The sequence below is a fragment of the Frankia sp. CoBUL1 genome, assembly GCF_978021245.1.
In genome coordinates, this window is the sequence record NZ_CDXDOS010000064.1 from 1 (window position 1) to 16,325 (window position 16,325).

Annotated in this window: 12 protein-coding genes and 1 tRNA gene; 3 read left to right on the top strand and 10 right to left on the bottom strand. The window is 70.0% G+C overall.

All coding sequences use genetic code 11. The annotated features are described in order from the left end of the window. The first annotated feature begins 356 nt into the window (after nucleotides 1–356). Nucleotides 357–1,031 carry a peptide deformylase gene (gene def, locus AC08OX_RS07425; protein WP_476607132.1) on the top strand — a complete coding sequence of 225 codons (675 nt, stop codon included), beginning with the start codon at nucleotides 357–359 and terminating at the stop codon, nucleotides 1,029–1,031. Between the two features lie 70 nt (nucleotides 1,032–1,101). Continuing rightward, nucleotides 1,102–1,719: a class I SAM-dependent methyltransferase gene (locus AC08OX_RS07430; protein WP_476607133.1), complete on the top strand. Its 618-nt coding sequence runs from the start codon at nucleotides 1,102–1,104 to the stop codon at nucleotides 1,717–1,719. On the opposite strand, the gene AC08OX_RS07435 is transcribed toward AC08OX_RS07430, so the two are convergent. The 5 genes from AC08OX_RS07435 to AC08OX_RS07455 form a co-directional block, all read right to left on the bottom strand. Further along, nucleotides 1,702–2,901, bottom strand: a complete 1,200-nt coding sequence (locus AC08OX_RS07435; RefSeq protein WP_476607134.1) for a hypothetical protein — start codon at nucleotides 2,899–2,901, stop codon at nucleotides 1,702–1,704. The two genes, AC08OX_RS07430 and AC08OX_RS07435, sit on opposite strands and share 18 nt — an antisense overlap. After that, entirely contained in the window at nucleotides 2,888–3,619 is a 732-nt protein-coding gene (locus AC08OX_RS07440; RefSeq protein ID WP_476607135.1) for a class I SAM-dependent methyltransferase, read from the bottom strand. Before AC08OX_RS07440 ends, AC08OX_RS07435 begins: the two co-directional genes overlap by 14 nt. A 10-nt stretch (nucleotides 3,620–3,629) precedes the next feature. Continuing rightward, nucleotides 3,630–5,027, bottom strand: coding sequence for a glycosyltransferase family 4 protein (locus AC08OX_RS07445; protein WP_476607136.1), 1,398 nt, complete (start codon nucleotides 5,025–5,027; stop codon nucleotides 3,630–3,632). A 485-nt stretch (nucleotides 5,028–5,512) separates the two neighbouring features. Beyond that, nucleotides 5,513–5,586 (bottom strand) — tRNA-Ile (locus AC08OX_RS07450). A 63-nt stretch (nucleotides 5,587–5,649) separates the two neighbouring features. After that, on the bottom strand, nucleotides 5,650–6,279 hold the full coding sequence (locus AC08OX_RS07455) for a DUF3566 domain-containing protein (protein WP_476607137.1): 630 nt from the start codon (nucleotides 6,277–6,279) through the stop codon (nucleotides 5,650–5,652). Between the two features lie 316 nt (nucleotides 6,280–6,595). Between AC08OX_RS07455 and AC08OX_RS07460 the strand changes: the two genes are divergently transcribed. After that, nucleotides 6,596–7,318 carry a hypothetical protein gene (locus tag AC08OX_RS07460; protein WP_476607138.1) on the top strand — a complete coding sequence of 241 codons (723 nt, stop codon included), beginning with the start codon at nucleotides 6,596–6,598 and terminating at the stop codon, nucleotides 7,316–7,318. 164 nt (nucleotides 7,319–7,482) lie between these two features. On the opposite strand, the gene gyrA is transcribed toward AC08OX_RS07460, so the two are convergent. From gyrA to dnaN, 5 genes are all read right to left on the bottom strand, one after another. Further along, nucleotides 7,483–9,987, bottom strand: coding sequence for a DNA gyrase subunit A (gyrA, locus tag AC08OX_RS07465; protein WP_476607139.1), 2,505 nt, complete (start codon nucleotides 9,985–9,987; stop codon nucleotides 7,483–7,485). A 198-nt stretch (nucleotides 9,988–10,185) separates the two neighbouring features. Next, a complete protein-coding gene (gene gyrB, locus AC08OX_RS07470) occupies nucleotides 10,186–12,120 on the bottom strand; it encodes a DNA topoisomerase (ATP-hydrolyzing) subunit B (RefSeq protein WP_476607140.1) in 1,935 nt (644 codons plus the stop codon). 294 nt (nucleotides 12,121–12,414) lie between these two features. Further along, on the bottom strand, nucleotides 12,415–13,206 hold the full coding sequence (locus tag AC08OX_RS07475) for a DciA family protein (protein ID WP_476607141.1): 792 nt from the start codon (nucleotides 13,204–13,206) through the stop codon (nucleotides 12,415–12,417). Next, on the bottom strand, nucleotides 13,196–14,395 hold the full coding sequence (gene recF / locus AC08OX_RS07480) for a DNA replication/repair protein RecF (RefSeq protein ID WP_476607142.1): 1,200 nt from the start codon (nucleotides 14,393–14,395) through the stop codon (nucleotides 13,196–13,198). Before recF ends, AC08OX_RS07475 begins: the two co-directional genes overlap by 11 nt. A gap of 1 nt (nucleotide 14,396) precedes the next feature. Continuing rightward, nucleotides 14,397–15,602, bottom strand: a complete 1,206-nt coding sequence (gene dnaN / locus AC08OX_RS07485) for a DNA polymerase III subunit beta (protein WP_476607143.1) — start codon at nucleotides 15,600–15,602, stop codon at nucleotides 14,397–14,399. Nucleotides 15,603–16,325 lie beyond the last annotated feature (723 nt).

Consider the following 16,325-nt stretch of genomic DNA (forward strand, 5'->3'; position numbering starts at 1 on the left):
GGCGATAGGACGCGGCCGGGCACGGTCGGGCATGACCGCGTGCGACCGGGCACGGAAAAGGCTCCCCGTTTTTGGGGAGCCTTATGTGCGTATGGTGTTGGTGAAGTTGCGCCATGCAATGAACAGTCTGAGGTCCGCGCTCTTCCCGCAGGTAGCGGCCATGATGGCGCCGCACCTGGTGACACTGTTGATCACGGGAGCGACCAGTCCGCCGAGCGGACAGGGGGTGCGATCTGTCAAGCTCGTAGCGGACGAAGCACGTCGAGGATCGGCGGTGGCGCGGGGCCGATCCTGCCGGTCGGCAGGATCGGCTCACGCGCAGGCGCGCCCCGGTCGGATGGAAGGAGATGCTCGCCATGGCCTCGCGCTTGACGCGATCTGACGAGAAGGACGAGAAGATCGATCGGCGGGTCCGAGTGCTGGGGGAGCCGGTGGACTCCTACCCCCAGCTGCCGCCGGAGGTCGGCCGCGGTTCCATCCGCAGGATCACCGTTGTCGGCGAGCCTGTTCTGCACCGGCCCTGTAAGAAAATCACCGAGTTCGGGACCGCGGAGCTCGCTGCGCTGATCGATGACATGTTCACCACCATGTACGGCGCCGAAGGTGTCGGACTCGCCGCGAACCAGATCGACGTCGACGCCGCGGTCTTCGTCTATGACTGCACCGACGAGGACGGTGTGCGGCACGTGGGCCATCTGGTCAACCCCGTCCTGGAGGAAGCGCCGCCGGCGGAGCGCCGGCTCGTCAAGGGGGATGAGGGGTGCCTGTCTGTTCCGGGGGCCTACATGGAGGTCGCCCGGCTGGAGCATGCCGCTGTCCGCGGTCAGGACCAGCACGGTGCCCCGCTCCGCCTGGAGGGAACCGGCTATTTCGCCCGTTGCCTGCAGCATGAGACCGATCACCTGTACGGCAGCCTCTACCTGGACCGGCTGTCGAGCCGCGGACGCAAGAAGGCCCTCCGCGAGATGGAGGAGCGGACCGAGGAGATCTTCGCCCGACGGGTCGAGGTGGCCGCGCAGCTCGGCAGGTAGCGAGCCACCGGCGCGCGCTACCTGTCCTGCAAGAAAGGCTATCCGTCCTGCGAGAAAGAGAGAGTCGGCGGTGGATGTGGTGTTGCGGCGGGCGGCCGAGGCGGCGACGGGCTTCATGCCCACGGAGGAGGGCCTGGCGCTCTACGCGGCGGCAACACGGGTATCGGCCGGCGGCCTGATCTGCGAGGTCGGCACCTACTGCGGTAAGTCGACCCTGTACCTGGCCGCAGCCGCCCGGACGGTGGGAGCGACGGTGATCACCGTGGATCATCATCGCGGGTCGGAGGAGAACCAACCCGGGTGGGAGTACCACGACGCCGATCTCGTCGACCCGCGTAGCGGCCGGCTGGACACGCTGCCCTTCCTGCGGCGGACGCTGGAGGACGCGGGCGTCGAGGACGTCGTGACGGCGGTCGTCGGCCGCTCCGAACGGGTGGGGCGATGGTGGTCGACCCCGGCCGACCTGCTCTTCCTCGACGGCGGGCACACCGAGGAGCAGGCCCAGGCGGACTACGGGGCCTGGGCCTGCCACGTGCGGCCCGGCGGTCTCCTGGCCATCCACGACGTCTTTCCGGACCCGGCGGACGGGGGCCAGGCGCCTTACCACGTCTTGGTGCGGGCGCTGACGGAGGGCTTCCGCGAGCTGTCGTGCGCGGGTTCGCTGCGCGTCCTACGCCGCGTCGACTGAGCGGCATCCGCATGCCGGCCGCTGCCGAGGAAGCCGGCGTTCGGCGGGCGTCACCACCCCCGTCCCCGGCTCCGTTCCCGGCTCCGTCACCACCCCCGTCCGCGACTCCGGAAGCCGCCTGCCGCCCTGCCGAGGCTCGTCGGACTCCTTGTCGAGGACACAGATCCCCTCGGGGAGGCCGTCGCCGCGGAAGAGGGTCTCGGTGACCCCGCCGGCCAACGTGTCGACCGCGAGGATCACCGCCGCCGCGGTCCAGGTCGACTGTTCGGCCGGCCAGAACGTCGCGGTCTCGAACTGCCAGCCCGTCCAGTAGCTCCCGTCGGCGTGCCGCAGGTGCTGCATGTCCGTGACCAACTTGGTCGCCGCGGCGGTCTCGCCCACGAGATGCAGGGCGATGGCTAGTTCGCAGGTCTCGGCCCCCGTGACCCAGGGCTCGTCGGCCACGCAGCGGATGCCCAGACCGTCGACGACGAAGTCGTTCCACCGGCTGGTGAGCCGGGACCGACCCGCGGACCGGCGCAGCGCTCCGCCGATCACCGGGTAGTACCAGTCCATCGACCACCGGTCGCGAGGGGCGAAGTACTCTGGGTGAGCGACGAGGGTGTGCCGCAGCGCGCCGGTCGCCCGTTCCCAGGCCGGTGGCACCTCCCCGACCAGGGCTGCGAGCGCCATCCCGCAGCGCAGGCTGTGCAACGTGCTGGAGCATCCCGTCAGCAGGGCCTCGGGGTAGTCGACACCGTCCGACGACCGGGCCCACCAGATCTGTCCGGTCGGGCTCTGCATGTCGACGACGAAGCCCAGGGCTGCCTCGACGACCGGCCAGATCCTCGTGAGGAAGGCGCGGTCACCGGTGGCCAACCAGCGGTGCCAGGCGGCGGTGGCGACATAGGCGCACTGGTTGCTGTCGGCGAAGTCCTCCTTGACCGCGCCGCCGACGTAGCTCGTCGCCCAGGATCCATCCGGCCGCTGGTTGCGGCACAGCCAGGCCCACGCGGCGTCGGCGGCGTCGACCAGGCCGCCGAGGTCGAGGGCCATGGCGCATTCGAGATGATCCCACGGGTCGGTGTGGCCACCGGGATACCAGGGGATGGCACCGTCCGGCTCCTGGACGACGGCGATCGCGGTCGCGGTCGCGGTGAGCGCCTCGGGGGTCAGGACCGGAGCAGACTCAACCGGCCGCACGCGTTACCTCCGGTTTCCTCAAATACAGCACGATGCTCTTGCCGATGATCGGATTGAGGGCCCGCTCGGCGAGCCGGGTGATGCGGGGACGGCGCATCATGTCCCACACCAGCAGCCGGTGGTAAAGCCGCGTCGCCGGATGGTCGTCGTCGTGGACACCGACGAGACAGCGCAGCCACCAGTACGGGGCGTGCAGGGCGTGTGCGAAATGGGTGCCGGCCGGTTCCAGTCCCACCGCGATCAACCGGTCACGAAGCTCGTCCCGGCGGTAGATGCGGACATGGCCCCCCTCGACGCTGTGATAAGCCGTCGACAGGCTCCAGCACACCTGCTCGGAGAACCGGTTCGGGACGGTGACCGCCACCCACCCCCCGGGCCGTAGCACCCGGGCGATCTCCGTCATCGCCGCCGTGTCGGCGGGCAGGTGTTCGAGCACCTCGGCGGCGATGATCCGGTCGAAGGTGCCGTCGGCGAACGGCAGCGCCAGCGCGTCACCGCGCACTCCGGCGGCCTTCGCCTTGGGCGGAGCCTGTCCCTCCAGAGCCATCGCGGCGAGCATCGCGTTGACGCCGGCGACCTCGCCGGCGGAGTGGTCCAGCGCGATGACCTCGGCGCCCCGTCGGAACGCCTCGAACGTGTGCCGTCCGGCGCCGCAGCCCAGGTCGAGCAGCCGGCAGCCCGCGGAGACGGGAAACTGGTCGAAGTCGACGGTCAGCATGCGTCGGCCGTCAGCCGGTCAGCGTCGACGACGCCGGTGCGGACGCCGCGGCGCCGGGTGTGACGGCGCCGGGTGTGGATAGCGGTGCCGGCGTCCACTGGGCCGCCGGTCCCGGGGCCGGGGCCGGGGCCGGGGAGGTGGGCGTCCCGCCGACCGCCGCGATCCGCTCGGCGTACCAGTCCGCGGTGGCCGCGGCGGCCGCCCGCCAGGAGAACCGCGCCTCCACCCGGCGGCGCCCGGCGGCACCCATTCGGGCCCGTCGTTCGGGATCATCGAGCAGGGAACCGATGGCGTCCGCCAGGGCTCCCGCATCCCCCGGTGGGACCAGCAACGCGGCCTCCCCGTCCGGACCGGCGACCTCGGGCAACGCCCCGGCGGTGGTGGCGACCAGCGGGATCCCGCAGGCCATCTCCTCGACGGCGGGCAGGCTGAACCCCTCGTAAAGCGAGGGAACGACTGCGACCTCGGCGGAGCGCAACAGGTCCACCAGCTCCGGTTCCGGCATGTTGGAACGGAACGTCACGGCGTCGGCCAGGCCCAGCTCGGCGACCTGGCGCTGGGCCGTTCCCCCTTCGCGGACCTTGCCGACGCAGACCAGGTGCGCCGAGCGATCCACCCGCAGCTTCGCGAGCGCCTCGAGCAGGACAAGCAGGCCCTTGAGCGGAACATCGGCGCTGGTCACGACGACGACACGGCCCGGAACCGCCGGATTGCCCGCGGGCGCCGGCGTGAAGACGTCGGCGTCGACTCCCAAGGGAACCGTGCGCATGACCGTCGTGGGGAGGTCCATGTCCGCGATGATCTCTCGCCGGGAGCTCTCCGACGGGATGACAATGCCATCCAGCCCCCGCGCGACCCGGGCCTGCATCGGGAGGAACGAGTACCACCGGCGCAGGCCCAGCCGGGAGGTGAAGGTGGTCGCCGCGGCGAGGTGCAGGCGGCGATCGACCGTGATCGGATGATGCACGGTGCCCACGACCGGGATCCGGTACGGGCGCAGGGCTGCCCGCAGCGCCAGCAGGCCGTATCCCAGCCCCTGGTTGTCATGGACGATGTCGAACGGCGGCCGACCCCCGGATGCCCTGGGGCGCAGGGCCTGGCAGGCACGCAGGCTGAAGGCGAGCGGCTCGGAGAACTGGCCGGTCCGCATCATGGCGAACTCGACGACGTCCGGCAGGCCGTGGAACTCGGCCAGTCCGGGCCACCGGAACGGGTCGGAGTCCCGGTAGAGATCGAGGCTGGGCAGTTCGGTGAGGCCGACACCCTCCTCAAGCACCGGGTACGGCGGCCCGCTCACCACCTGGACGCGGTGCCCCAGGGCGACCAGTTCGCGGGACAGATGTCGGACGTACACACCCTGGCCACCGCAGGTGGGCAGACTCCGGTACGACAACAACGCAATCCGCAACTGTGCGCCCTCCGTCCGTCTCGGGCCATGTCCTGGTTCCTCGACGTCGAGGGTGGCGCCGCTTCCTGGCACATTAGGATATTGAGTGCCGATCTTCACTGAAATGGGCCGACACTGTGCCCTGACTGCGTGCTCTGCGTCACACTAGGACTCTTCGTCGTGAGTCCAAGATCTGCGGCAACGAGGGAGACTTGCCCATCCAGAGGGTTTTGTGTCCGCTTTATCCCGCAGGCGCGGGGATCTTCCCGGATCACCGGTGGACGGTTTATGCAGCCGGGAATCGGCCCTATGGCGTTGCCCGCGACCTCCCGCAGCACGTCGGCCCGGGCCCGCTCTCAGACCTCGCCACCGACGGCCCGACCATCCCACCGGGCACGGCGAGCGCCGAAGGCGCAACACGGGGGGTCGGGGGGCTTGGCCCCCCGACCAGCATAACGGCCACGGCGAAGCCGCCCAGAGGGCAACGAGCATGATCGACCAGCGCGTGGACCTAGGTGGACTTGAACCACCGACCTCTTCCTTATCAGGGAAGCGCTCTAACCGACTGAGCTATAGGTCCGTGCTGCGAGTGCAAGAATACAGGACGGCGGCGCAGGAGTGGGACCGCCGCCGTCCCTCCAAGCTACTGATCACTCAAAGTCAGCTCGACGCCGCCGATCATCTCGGCGCAGAGGTTGTAGAGCAGGGCACCGAGCGTGGACAGCGCGGTCATGAGGATGACGTTGATCGCCCCGATGAGCAAGCTGATCTGCATTGCCCGGCCGAACGACAGCCATCCTCGGATGTCGGTGCTGCTGCTGTCGGTCAGGGTATCGGCCGCGTCGGAGACGCTGTCGAACACGCCGATCGAGTTCAGGACGAACCACAGCACGGCGATCGCGACGAGCAGAACCACAAAGACGCAGAGGGAGAACGCGAAGCTGACCCGGGTCACCGTGAGAGGATTGACCTTGGACAGCTTGAGCTTGGCCCGCCGGCCCTGACCGGGCGGGCGGGCGGAACCGGACGAGCCGGAACCGGACCGGCCAGGGGAGTGACCGGCACCCGCCCGCTCAGCGGAGACCGGTTCGAACTGGTCGTCGAGCGCACCGGGGGAGGTCGTGGTCACGCTGTTCAGAGCACCCGTCGTGGTGGTACCCGCGGACTCCGGCGCCGCGAGCGGCCGGTCGTAGGCCGCCGTGGGGCCGGCACCGCCGGACCTCCCCCCCGCCGGACCCGGCGCGGCGGGGCGTACCGGATCGGGGGCGGGCATGCGCTCGGGCGCGGCACGGTTCCTGTCGGGCTTCGTGGTATGGCTCCTCGTCATGCTGGGCGGGCGGACCAGGGAGATGGTGTCGGTCTCCCGTGGCCACTCGGCCGGGGGCTCCACGCGAACTGCCGGCCCCCCTGGCGTGGCTCGACCGGGTCCGGGTGGCGCTGGGCCGAGGGGCTTCGCCGGCGACGATACGGCGGCCGAGCCGAGTTTCCGGGTAGCCAAGCCCGCCTCGTCGGAGTCGGTTCCAGCGGCCCCGGTACGAGCCGACCCGGATGGGGACACCGACGACGTTCCGCTGGCACGTCCCGTGGAGGTGCCAGCCGACGACCCTGCGCCCGACGCGCCCGCGGAAGAGGTGGACAAGGACCGCGAGGACAAGGGAGACTTCGCCCCGTCGGGGACCGATCCGGAGCGGGACGCCGCCGAACCCGCCGAACCCGCCGAACCCGCACCCGACGCCGACGAGCCGGGTTCAGCCGAATGGGCTTTTGACGACCCGGCCTTCGGCGACCCGGCCTTCGACGACCCGACCTTCGACGACCCAATCGAACCCGTCGGCCCCCCGGCGGAGGACCGCAGCGCGTCCGCCGCGCCTCCGGCCGGGCCGCGGCCGCCCTCCCACTCCTCCACGGGCCGACCGGACCGCCCGGGCCGCTGGAAGAACGGATTACCGGACTCGGGCCCACCGCCGGCCGCGGGCACCTTCACCGTCTCGCTGCCGGCGTCCTCCCCACGGCCGTCCCGCAGCGACAACGAGCGGCCCGCGGCGTCCGCCGCGCGTCCCGACGCCGTCCCGGCGCCGGCCCGGCTGCCGGCTTCCGAATCACGCCCGGCGGAATCGGAAACACCGGCGGAACCCGCGGAATCCGGGCCGGAGGAGCTCGCGCCTCTGGCCGCGCCGCCAGCACCGGAGGAACCAACGGAAGCGGGTCTCACCGTGGACCGTGGGCCGGCCCCGTCCCCTCCGCTCGGCCGGCGGGACTGCTCGGTGGCACGCGATCCCTCCGCCCCGGCGGCCGAGGAGGGGCCGCGGTAGACCGCCGACCGGGCTGGCCGGTCTTCCTGACTGTCACTCACGGACTCTCCCGGTTCAGTCCTGACGGTGTGCACGGGTCCCGCGCACACCCGTCCCCTCGGGCGGCGTCGTTCTCGGCGTGGGTGGCCACGACCACGAGATCGTCAGCCTCTCGGGGCTCGCTCTCAGCTTTCCTGGGGCCCGGCGTCAATACGAGCGTCGGTGTCCTCCGCATCAGCATTACGTGCGACTCCGACAACCTGCACCCCGGACTCCAGATCGATGAGCCGGACTCCCATGGTCTGCCGCTGCGCCCGCCGTACATCCTTGGCAACGGTCCGCAATACACCCCCGTTGGAGGCGATGGCGTAGAGCTGGTCGTCGGGATCGACGACGAGTGCCCCCACCAGACCACCGCGAGTCGAGACGATCTTAGCGGTCAGCACGCCCTTGCCACCACGGCCCTGCACCGGGTACTCGGCCAGCGGCGTCCGCTTCGCGTATCCACCGGAGGTGGCGACGAGCAGATCCGCCGTCGTACCCGGCACGACAACGTCCATGGACAGCAGTTCGTCCTCGGCATCGAACCGCATACCGATCACACCCGAGGTCGCCCGGCCCATCGGCCGCAGCTGCTCGTCGTCGGCGTGGAACCGGATCGACTGGGCGTTGCGGCTGACCAGGAGCAGATCGTCGCCGGGCGCCACGAGCCGGGCGGCGATCAGCTCGTCGTCGTCGCGTAGGTTGATCGCCACCAGGCCACCGGCCCGGTTCGAGTCGAAGTCATGCAGCGCGGTCTTCTTGCACAGCCCGCGCTTGGTCGCCAGGACCAGGTAGGGGGCGGCCTCGTAGTCCTTGACCGCGATGACCTCGGCGATCCGCTCATCCTGTCCGAAGGCCAGGATGTTCGCGACGTGCTGGCCCTTGGCCGACCTGGCCTGCTCGGGCAGCTCGTGCGCCTTCGCCCGGTACACCCGACCCTTGTTCGTGAAAAACAGCAGCCAGTGGTGGGTGGTCGTGACGAAGAAGTGCTCGACGATGTCGTCCTCGCGCAGCGCCGCGCCCTGCACGCCCTTGCCGCCGCGGCGCTGCGAGCGGTAGAGGTCGGTCTTGGTGCGCTTGGCGTAGCCGCCGCGGGTGACGGTGACGACCACATCCTCCTGGGCGATCAGGTCCTCGATGGACATGTCGCCCTCGAACGGGACGAGACGGGTCCGCCGCTCGTCGCCGAACTTCTCGACGACCTCGGCGAGCTCCTCGCCGATGATCTGCCGCTGCCGGGTCGGCGAGGCCAGGATCGCCTCCAGATCGGAGATCTTCGCGCGAAGTTCGGCCGCCTCGTCGATGATCCGCTGACGTTCCAGGGCGGCGAGCCGGCGCAGCTGCATGTCGAGGATGGCGGTGGCCTGGATCTCCGACAGCGAGAAGCGTTCCATCAGCTGGCCGCGGGCCACGTCCGCCGACTCGGCGTTGCGGATGAGGTTGATGACCTCGTCGAGGTGATCCAGCGCGATCAGCAGACCGTCCAGGACGTGCAGCCGCTCGCGGGCCTTGCGCAGCTGATAGCGGGTCCGGCGGACGATGACGTCGATCTGGTGCTCGACGTAGTAGCGGACCATCTGGTCCAGGCGCAGGGTACGCGGCACGCCGTCGACGATCGCCAGCATGTTGACGCCGAAGGTGTCCTGGAGCTGGGTGTGCTTGTAGAGGTTGTTGAGCACGACCTTGGCGACGGCGTCGCGCTTGAGGTCGATGACCAGCCGTTGGCCGATGCGCGCCGAGGTCTCGTCCCGGACGTCGGCGATACCGGTGACCCTGTTGTCCCGGACCAGTTCGGCGATCTTCTCGGCGAGGTTGTCCGGGTTCACCTGGTAGGGCAGCTCGGTGACGACGAGCTGGGTGCGGCCCTTGTTCTCCTCGACGTTCACCACCGCCCGCATCCGGATGCTGCCGCGGCCGGTACGGTAGGCCTCCTCGATGCCGTTACGGCCGACGATGAGCCCCGAGGTCGGGAAGTCCGGACCCTTGATCAGGCCGATCAGCGCCTCAAGCAGCTCGGAGTCGCTCGCGTCCGGGTGGTCGAGTGCCCACCGCACGCCCTTCGCGACCTCGCGCAGGTTGTGCGGCGGGATGTTCGTCGCCATGCCAACCGCGATGCCGCCGGCGCCGTTGACGAGCAGGTTCGGGAACCGGCTGGGCAGAACAAGCGGCTCCTGCGAACGCCCGTCGTAGTTCGGGGCGAAGTCGACCGTCTCCTGGTCGATGTCACGCAACATCTCCATCGCCAAGGCCGCCATCCGCGCCTCAGTGTACCGCATGGCGGCGGGCGGATCGTTGCCGGGCGAGCCGAAGTTGCCGTTCCCGTCGACCAGCGGGTAGCGCAACGACCAGCCCTGCGCGAGCCGGACGAGGGTGTCGTAGATCGCCGTGTCGCCATGGGGGTGGTAGTTACCCATGACGTCCCCGACCACGCGGGAGCACTTGAAGTACCCGCGGTCGGGGCGGTAGCCGCCGTCGTACATGGCGTAGAGGACCCGGCGGTGGACGGGCTTGAGCCCGTCGCGTACCTCCGGCAGCGCACGGCCGACGATGACCGACATGGCGTAGTCGAGATACGACCGCTGCATCTCGACTTCGATGCCGATGGGCTCGATGCGGTCGCCGGGGGGAGGAGGTAGGACGTCGACCACGGGGTCCTTCCAGGGCAGTGGGAGCAGTCGTCAGAGCGTCAGGGCGGGACGGGTGCCCCGGGCGACGGGGCCGGGTGGACCCGACGGCGGGCGGGATCCGGAGCCCTCCGTTCGCCGGGCCGGACCGTCGGGATCGCAGCGCCCGGACCGACCTGAGGGGTCACCGACGGCCGGTCCGAGGCACGCGAGACGGCCGGGTCAGATGTCCAGAAAACGCACGTCCTTGGCATTACGTTGGATGAAGCTGCGACGCGCGTCGACATCCTCCCCCATGAGCACGGAGAACAACTCGTCGGCGACCGCCGCGTCGTCGAGCGTGACCTGCAGCAGGATGCGCCGGTCCGGGTCCATGGTGGTGTCCCACAGCTCGGTGGCGTTCATCTCGCCGAGACCCTTGAAGCGCTGGATGGCATCCTTGGGCAGCTTGCGCCCGGACTCCACCCCGCGGGCGACCAGCCCGTCGCGCTCCCGATCGGAGTAGGCGTACTCCCAGTCCTCCCTACCCCATTTGATCTTGTAGAGCGGCGGCTGCGCCAGAAACACGTGACCGGCCTCAACCAGCGGGCGCATGAACCGGAACAGCAGCGTCAGCAGCAGGGTCCGGATGTGCTGGCCGTCGACGTCGGCGTCCGCCATCAGAACGATCTTGTGATAGCGCAGTTTCGCGGTGTCGAAATCGTCGTGGATGCCGGTACCCAGCGCCTGGATGAGGGCCTGGACCTCGGTGTTCTTCAGGACGCGGTCGATGCGGGCCTTCTCGACGTTGAGGATCTTTCCTCGCAGCGGGAGGATCGCCTGGAACTTCGAGTCTCGACCACCCTTGGCCGACCCACCCGCCGAGTCACCCTCGACGATGTACAGCTCGCACCGCTCGGGATCGGTGTACTGGCAGTCGGCGAGCTTGCCCGGCAGGCCGGTGCCGCCGAGCAGACCCTTGCGCCGGGTCAGATCGCGGGCCTGACGGGCGGCGATGCGGGCCCGCTGGGCGTCGAGCGCCTTGCTGACGATGGCCCGAGCCTCGGTGCGGTTGACCTCGAACCAGTCCTTGAGCGCTGAGTAGCACATCTCCTGGACGAACTTCTTGGCCTCGGTGTTGCCGAGCTTGGTCTTGGTCTGGCCCTCGAACTGCGGCTGCGCGAGCTTCACCGAGATGATCGCGGTAAGGCCCTCCCGGATGTCGTCGCCGGAGAGCCGCTCGTCGCTGTTCTTGGCCCCGGCCTTCACCGGCTTGAGCAGGTTCTGGTCCTTGGCGTAGGCGTTGACGGCGCTGGTCAACGCAGCCCGGAAGCCCTCCTCGTGGGTGCCGCCCTCGTGGGTGTTGATGGTGTTCGCGAAGGTGTAGACCGACTCGGTGTAGCCGCCGTTCCACTGCATCGCGAGCTCGGCCTCGATGCCCACGCCCTTCGACTCCAGCGAGATCACGCTGCGGTGGATGGTGTCCTTCGTGGCGTTGAGGTGACCGACGAAGTCGACCAGGCCGTTGGCGTACTTGTAGGTGACCGCCACGCGTTCCTCGTCACGCTCGTCGACGAGTGTGATCGACAGCCCCTTGTTCAGGAAGGCCATCTCCTGCAGGCGGCGGGAGAGCGTCTCGTACTTGTACTCGGTGGTCTCGAAGATCGTCGGATCCGCCCAGAAGGTGACCGACGTCCCGGTCCTGCGGGTGGTACCGGTCTTGGCCAGCGGCTTGTCCGGGCGGGTCGCCACGTACGGCTGGAACCAGACGTGCCCATCCAGGTGGATCTCCACGTCGAGCCGGGTGGACAGCGCGTTGACCACGCTGACGCCGACTCCGTGCAGCCCGCCGGACACCGCGTACGATTTGCCGTCGAACTTCCCGCCGGCGTGCAGGGTGGTCAGCACGACCTCGACGGCGGGCCGCTTCTCGGTGGGATGCATGCCGACGGGAATGCCGCGGCCGTTGTCGGTGACCCGCACCCCGCCGTCGGCAAGCAGCGTCACGGTGATGGTGTCGCAGTAACCGGCGAGGGCCTCGTCCACCGCGTTGTCCACGACCTCGTAGACGAGATGATGCAGTCCACGCTCTCCAGTGGAGCCGATGTACATGCCCGGACGCTTGCGAACCGCGTCAAGACCTTCGAGAACCTTGATCGAACTTGCATCGTAGGCCACGCGGCGGGTCCCCTCGCTCTGGGCGGAAGTATCCACCAGTCTACCCGGCAACCCGCCATAGCGGACGCAGGGAGCCCCCTGGCGTCTGCGCAGCGCCACGCACATGGGGATGGCCAACCCCCCCTACCGGACCGACTCCTCCGACCGCCTTGGCGCGCCTCCACGACTGTCACCGACACCGCGATCCCGCGGAGCCATCATGATCGCCCCAGCAGCACCGACGGATACCACAGGCACGATCCAGGCGCCAAGGAGCACCGGGACGTCAGGCGGGCAGCAGCCGACCGGCCGGCCTCAGCCATAGGTGTCGCGGGGTCCTCGACCGCCGGTTCGGATGGACCCGTGCCGCCAGGACGGCGCCGTCGGGCCACGCACGACGATCCGGCGGACCACGTGTGGACCGAGCTCCCGGTGCAGGATGCCGAGGAGCTGCCGGGACAGCATGCGCAGCTGGGTCGCCCAGGCGGTCGACTCCGCGACAAGTTCCAGGTCTCCGTCACGCAGGGACACCGGGGTGCAGTGGTCGGCGATGTCCGGCCCGACGATGGCATCCCATCGGGCCAGGACGTTCGCGTCGCTCGCCTGAGCCTTCCAGCCACGGTCCGCCAGCAGCCGGTTGATCGCCGTCCCGAAATCGACCGGTTCGCGCCATTCCCGGCCGGGCGGGGCGATGCCCGGCATCCGCGGTCGGCGGGGCGCCTGGTCGTCCGACGGGTCGGCCCGCCGGGCACCGAGGCGGGCCCGAGAGCCCGGGCCCCACGGGCCGCCCGTCCCGGTGGCGCCGGCGGAGGCGTCCTCATCGGCCCACGTGCCGCCGTCGGCACCCGGCATCCCGCCACCGCGAGCAGTGCCGGGCCCGGCCGGGTGGCGGGCGGTGTGGTCGGCGCCCCACCGTCCCCGCCCACGCTCCCGCGCGTCCCGTTTGACCTGGGCGAGAATCTCCCGAGCCAGGTCCGCTCCGTGGGCTGCGGTGCCGTCCGGCCCCTCGGTCTTCCCGCGGCGCCCGGCCCCTCCCCGGGACCGCCCGGGCACGGTGGACCCGGGCACGGTGGGATGGTCCCGGGGGTCCGGGCGCTCAGTGGGCATGCTGGACCTCTCCTCCGGCGACGGCGTACCGCACCCCGGTCAGCTCCGTGGGAACGTCGGTTTCGACCGCGGCTGTGACCAGCACCTGCTCCGCGGAGGCGACGAGTTCCGCGAGCCGACCGCGGCGACGCGTGTCCAATTCGGCGAAGACGTCGTCCAGGAGCAGGACCGGCTCGCGGTCATCGGCACGCAGCAGGTCGAACGAGGCCAGCTTGAGCGCGAGGGCGAGGGACCAGGACTCGCCGTGACTTGCGTAGCCACGGGCCGGGAGTCCGTTGATCGACAAGAGCAGATCGTCGCGGTGCGGACCGACCAGCGTCATCCCCCGTTCGACCTCCCGTGGCCGGGCGGCCTCCAGATCGGCGCGGATCGCCTCCGCCAGCATGGTCCGATCCGGTGCCGCCGGACCCGGCCGACCCGCGCCCGGGTGCTCTGGCTGGCCCGGTGGACCGGGTGGACCGGACGCATGCAAGATGTCCGGGAGGGTGACGCTGGAACGGTAGTCCAGCGCGGTAGCGGACTCGGCGCCGGCGACGGCCTCGTACGCCGCGGCCACGGCCGGCCGCAACGCGTCGACGAGTGCCAACCGCGTGGCCAGCACCTCGGCGCCATGCGCGGCCAGGTACCCGTCCCAGACATCGAGGGTGCGCAGATCTCCCTGCCCCCCAGCTCGCCGGGCCGTCCCGGCGGTGCGTAGCAGGGTCGATCGTTGTTTGAGGACCCGGTCGTAGTCGCCGAGGACCGCGGCCATCCTCGGGGTCCGGGCGATCAGCAGCTCGTCGAGGAACTGACGACGCTGCGCCGGATCCCCCTTCACCAGGGCCAGGTCCTCCGGGGCGAACAGCACGGTGCACAGCAGACCGACGATGTCACGCGGCCGGGCGACGGGAGCCCGGTTCAACCGGGCCCGGTTCGCCTTTCCCGGAACGATCTCGATCTCCACCAGCGCGGCCCGGTCACCCCGGACGATCCTGGCGCGGATGACCGCCCGAGACGCGCCGTCACGGACCAGCGGGGCGTTCCCGGCGACCCGGTGGCTGGCCAACGTGGCGACGTAGCTGATCGCCTCAATCACGTTGGTCTTCCCCTGGCCGTTACCACCCACGAAGGTGGCCACTCCCGGACCCAGAGTCAGGTCAAGGGCCGGGTAGGAGCGGAAGTCGACGAGGGACAGGTGCGTGAGGTGCACGTCACCCGTGCAGGCGGATCGGCATCAGCAGGTACCGGTAGTCGGGGACCTCGCCGTCGTCGGCCTTCCCGGTCAGGATCGCCGGCTTGTTCGCCGCCACCGCCGGGTCCTCCGCGCTGGCGAAACCGATCCGTGCGACGTCCGACTCCAGCGCCCCGAGTGCGTCGAGCAGGTACGACGGGTTGAACGCCACGGACAGCTCCGGCCCGTCGTAGGTCACCGGGAGGGTCTCCGTCGCCTGCGCCTCACCGCCAGTCCCGGCCTCCAGCACGAGGTGGTCCGGGGAGAACGTCAGCTGCACCGGTGCGGTCTTCGCGGCGACCAGCGCCACCCGTTTGACGGCCTCCTGCAACGGGGCGATCTCCAGCTGCGCGATCAACGGCGAACTGTCCGGCAACAGCTTGCGGTAGGGCGGGAAGCTTCCGTCGAGCAACCGGGTCGTCGTCTGCCGGGTCGAGCCGGCGAAACCGGCCAGCGTCTCGCCGGAGGGGCCGGTCCCGAGCGCGATGGATACCTCCACCCCCGAACCCGACAACGACTTCGCGGTGTCGAGCAGGGTGCGGGCCGGCACGAGAGCGACAGTGACCGGTGTGGGCGGGGGGCCGTCCACACCGGTCACACCGTCCTCATCGAGCCCGGCGGCTGTCTCCGACGGTCGCCACTTCAGCGTCCGCACGGCGAGCCGGTAACGGTCGGTCGCGGCGAGGGTGAGAGTGTCCCCCTCGATCTCGATACGGACCCCGGTGAGGACCGGCAGCGTGTCGTCACGACCGGCCGCGATCGCCACCTGTGAGACCGCCGCGGCGAACGCGGATCCCTCGATGTGCCCCGTGATCGGGGGCATGGCCGGAAGGGCGGGGTAGTCGTCCACCGGCAGCATCGGCAACGCGAACCGAGCATTGCCACAAGTGATCACCAGGCGGGTGCCGTCGATGCCCAGATCGACCGGTGCCGCAGGCAGCGCCCGGGTGATCTCCGCGAGCAGTTTGCCGTTGACGAGCCCGCGCCCCTCCTCCGACACGGTTGCGTGCACCGTGCACTGGGCGGCCACCTCGTAGTCGTACGCGGCGATCTTGAGTATCGGTCCGGTCGCGTCGAGGAGCAGACCCGAGAGCACCTGCAACTGGGTGGTCGGCCGGCTCGGCAACGTGCGTGCGGTCCAGGCGACCGCTTCGGTGAATTCGTCCCGTTCCACCCGGAACTTCATGGTTAGGCCTCCTGTCGTTCCCTCCGGTTGTTCGGAGTCACCCCGCAGGGAACACCGACCAGCATCTCAGAGTGCCAGCAGGCGCTGACGAGCGGTCGGCCGCGCCCCGGGTGCTTGCCCGGGGCCGAGTCGCGGCACGTAGGGCGCTCGGACCCGCGCTGGAGCCGTTGTCCACACCCCCTAGTACTAAGAGCTTTTGATCATTCTTAGAAAGATCTAGTTGGTCGTAGTAGTAGGGGGTGTGGACACTGGGGATAACCTCTGTTTCTGCAGGTCAGAGGGTTGTTGGCCGGTGCAAATCTTGTGGGTGGATCTGTGCATGCGCGCAGTGGTTATCCCCAGGCCCGATCTGCGTCCACAAGGACCACGTTGTCCCTCCACAGGCCGTCCCCGAGTTATCCACAGGCTGTCCACTGCCGCTCCACCGTTCCGACCGCAGGCTGTCCACAACGTTTTCCACAAGCTGTGGGCGGAACCACCCCGTGGGCTCGGTGCGGTCGTCCCCGGTTGTCCCCAGCCGTCCGGGGTCGTTCGGGGTCGTTCGGGGAAGTCCTGCCCCGCGGCGTCCGGTCCCTGCGCCACGTGTGACACCCGGCGAGGCATCACACCCCACCTTCGGGCGCAGCCACCGGTCCGCGGGACGTTCCGGCCGGGGGGAAAGTAGGAGGAACCGTGCTGCCCGGCGGTGGTGCTGCCCGGCGGTGGTGGGCAGTGGCAGTGGCG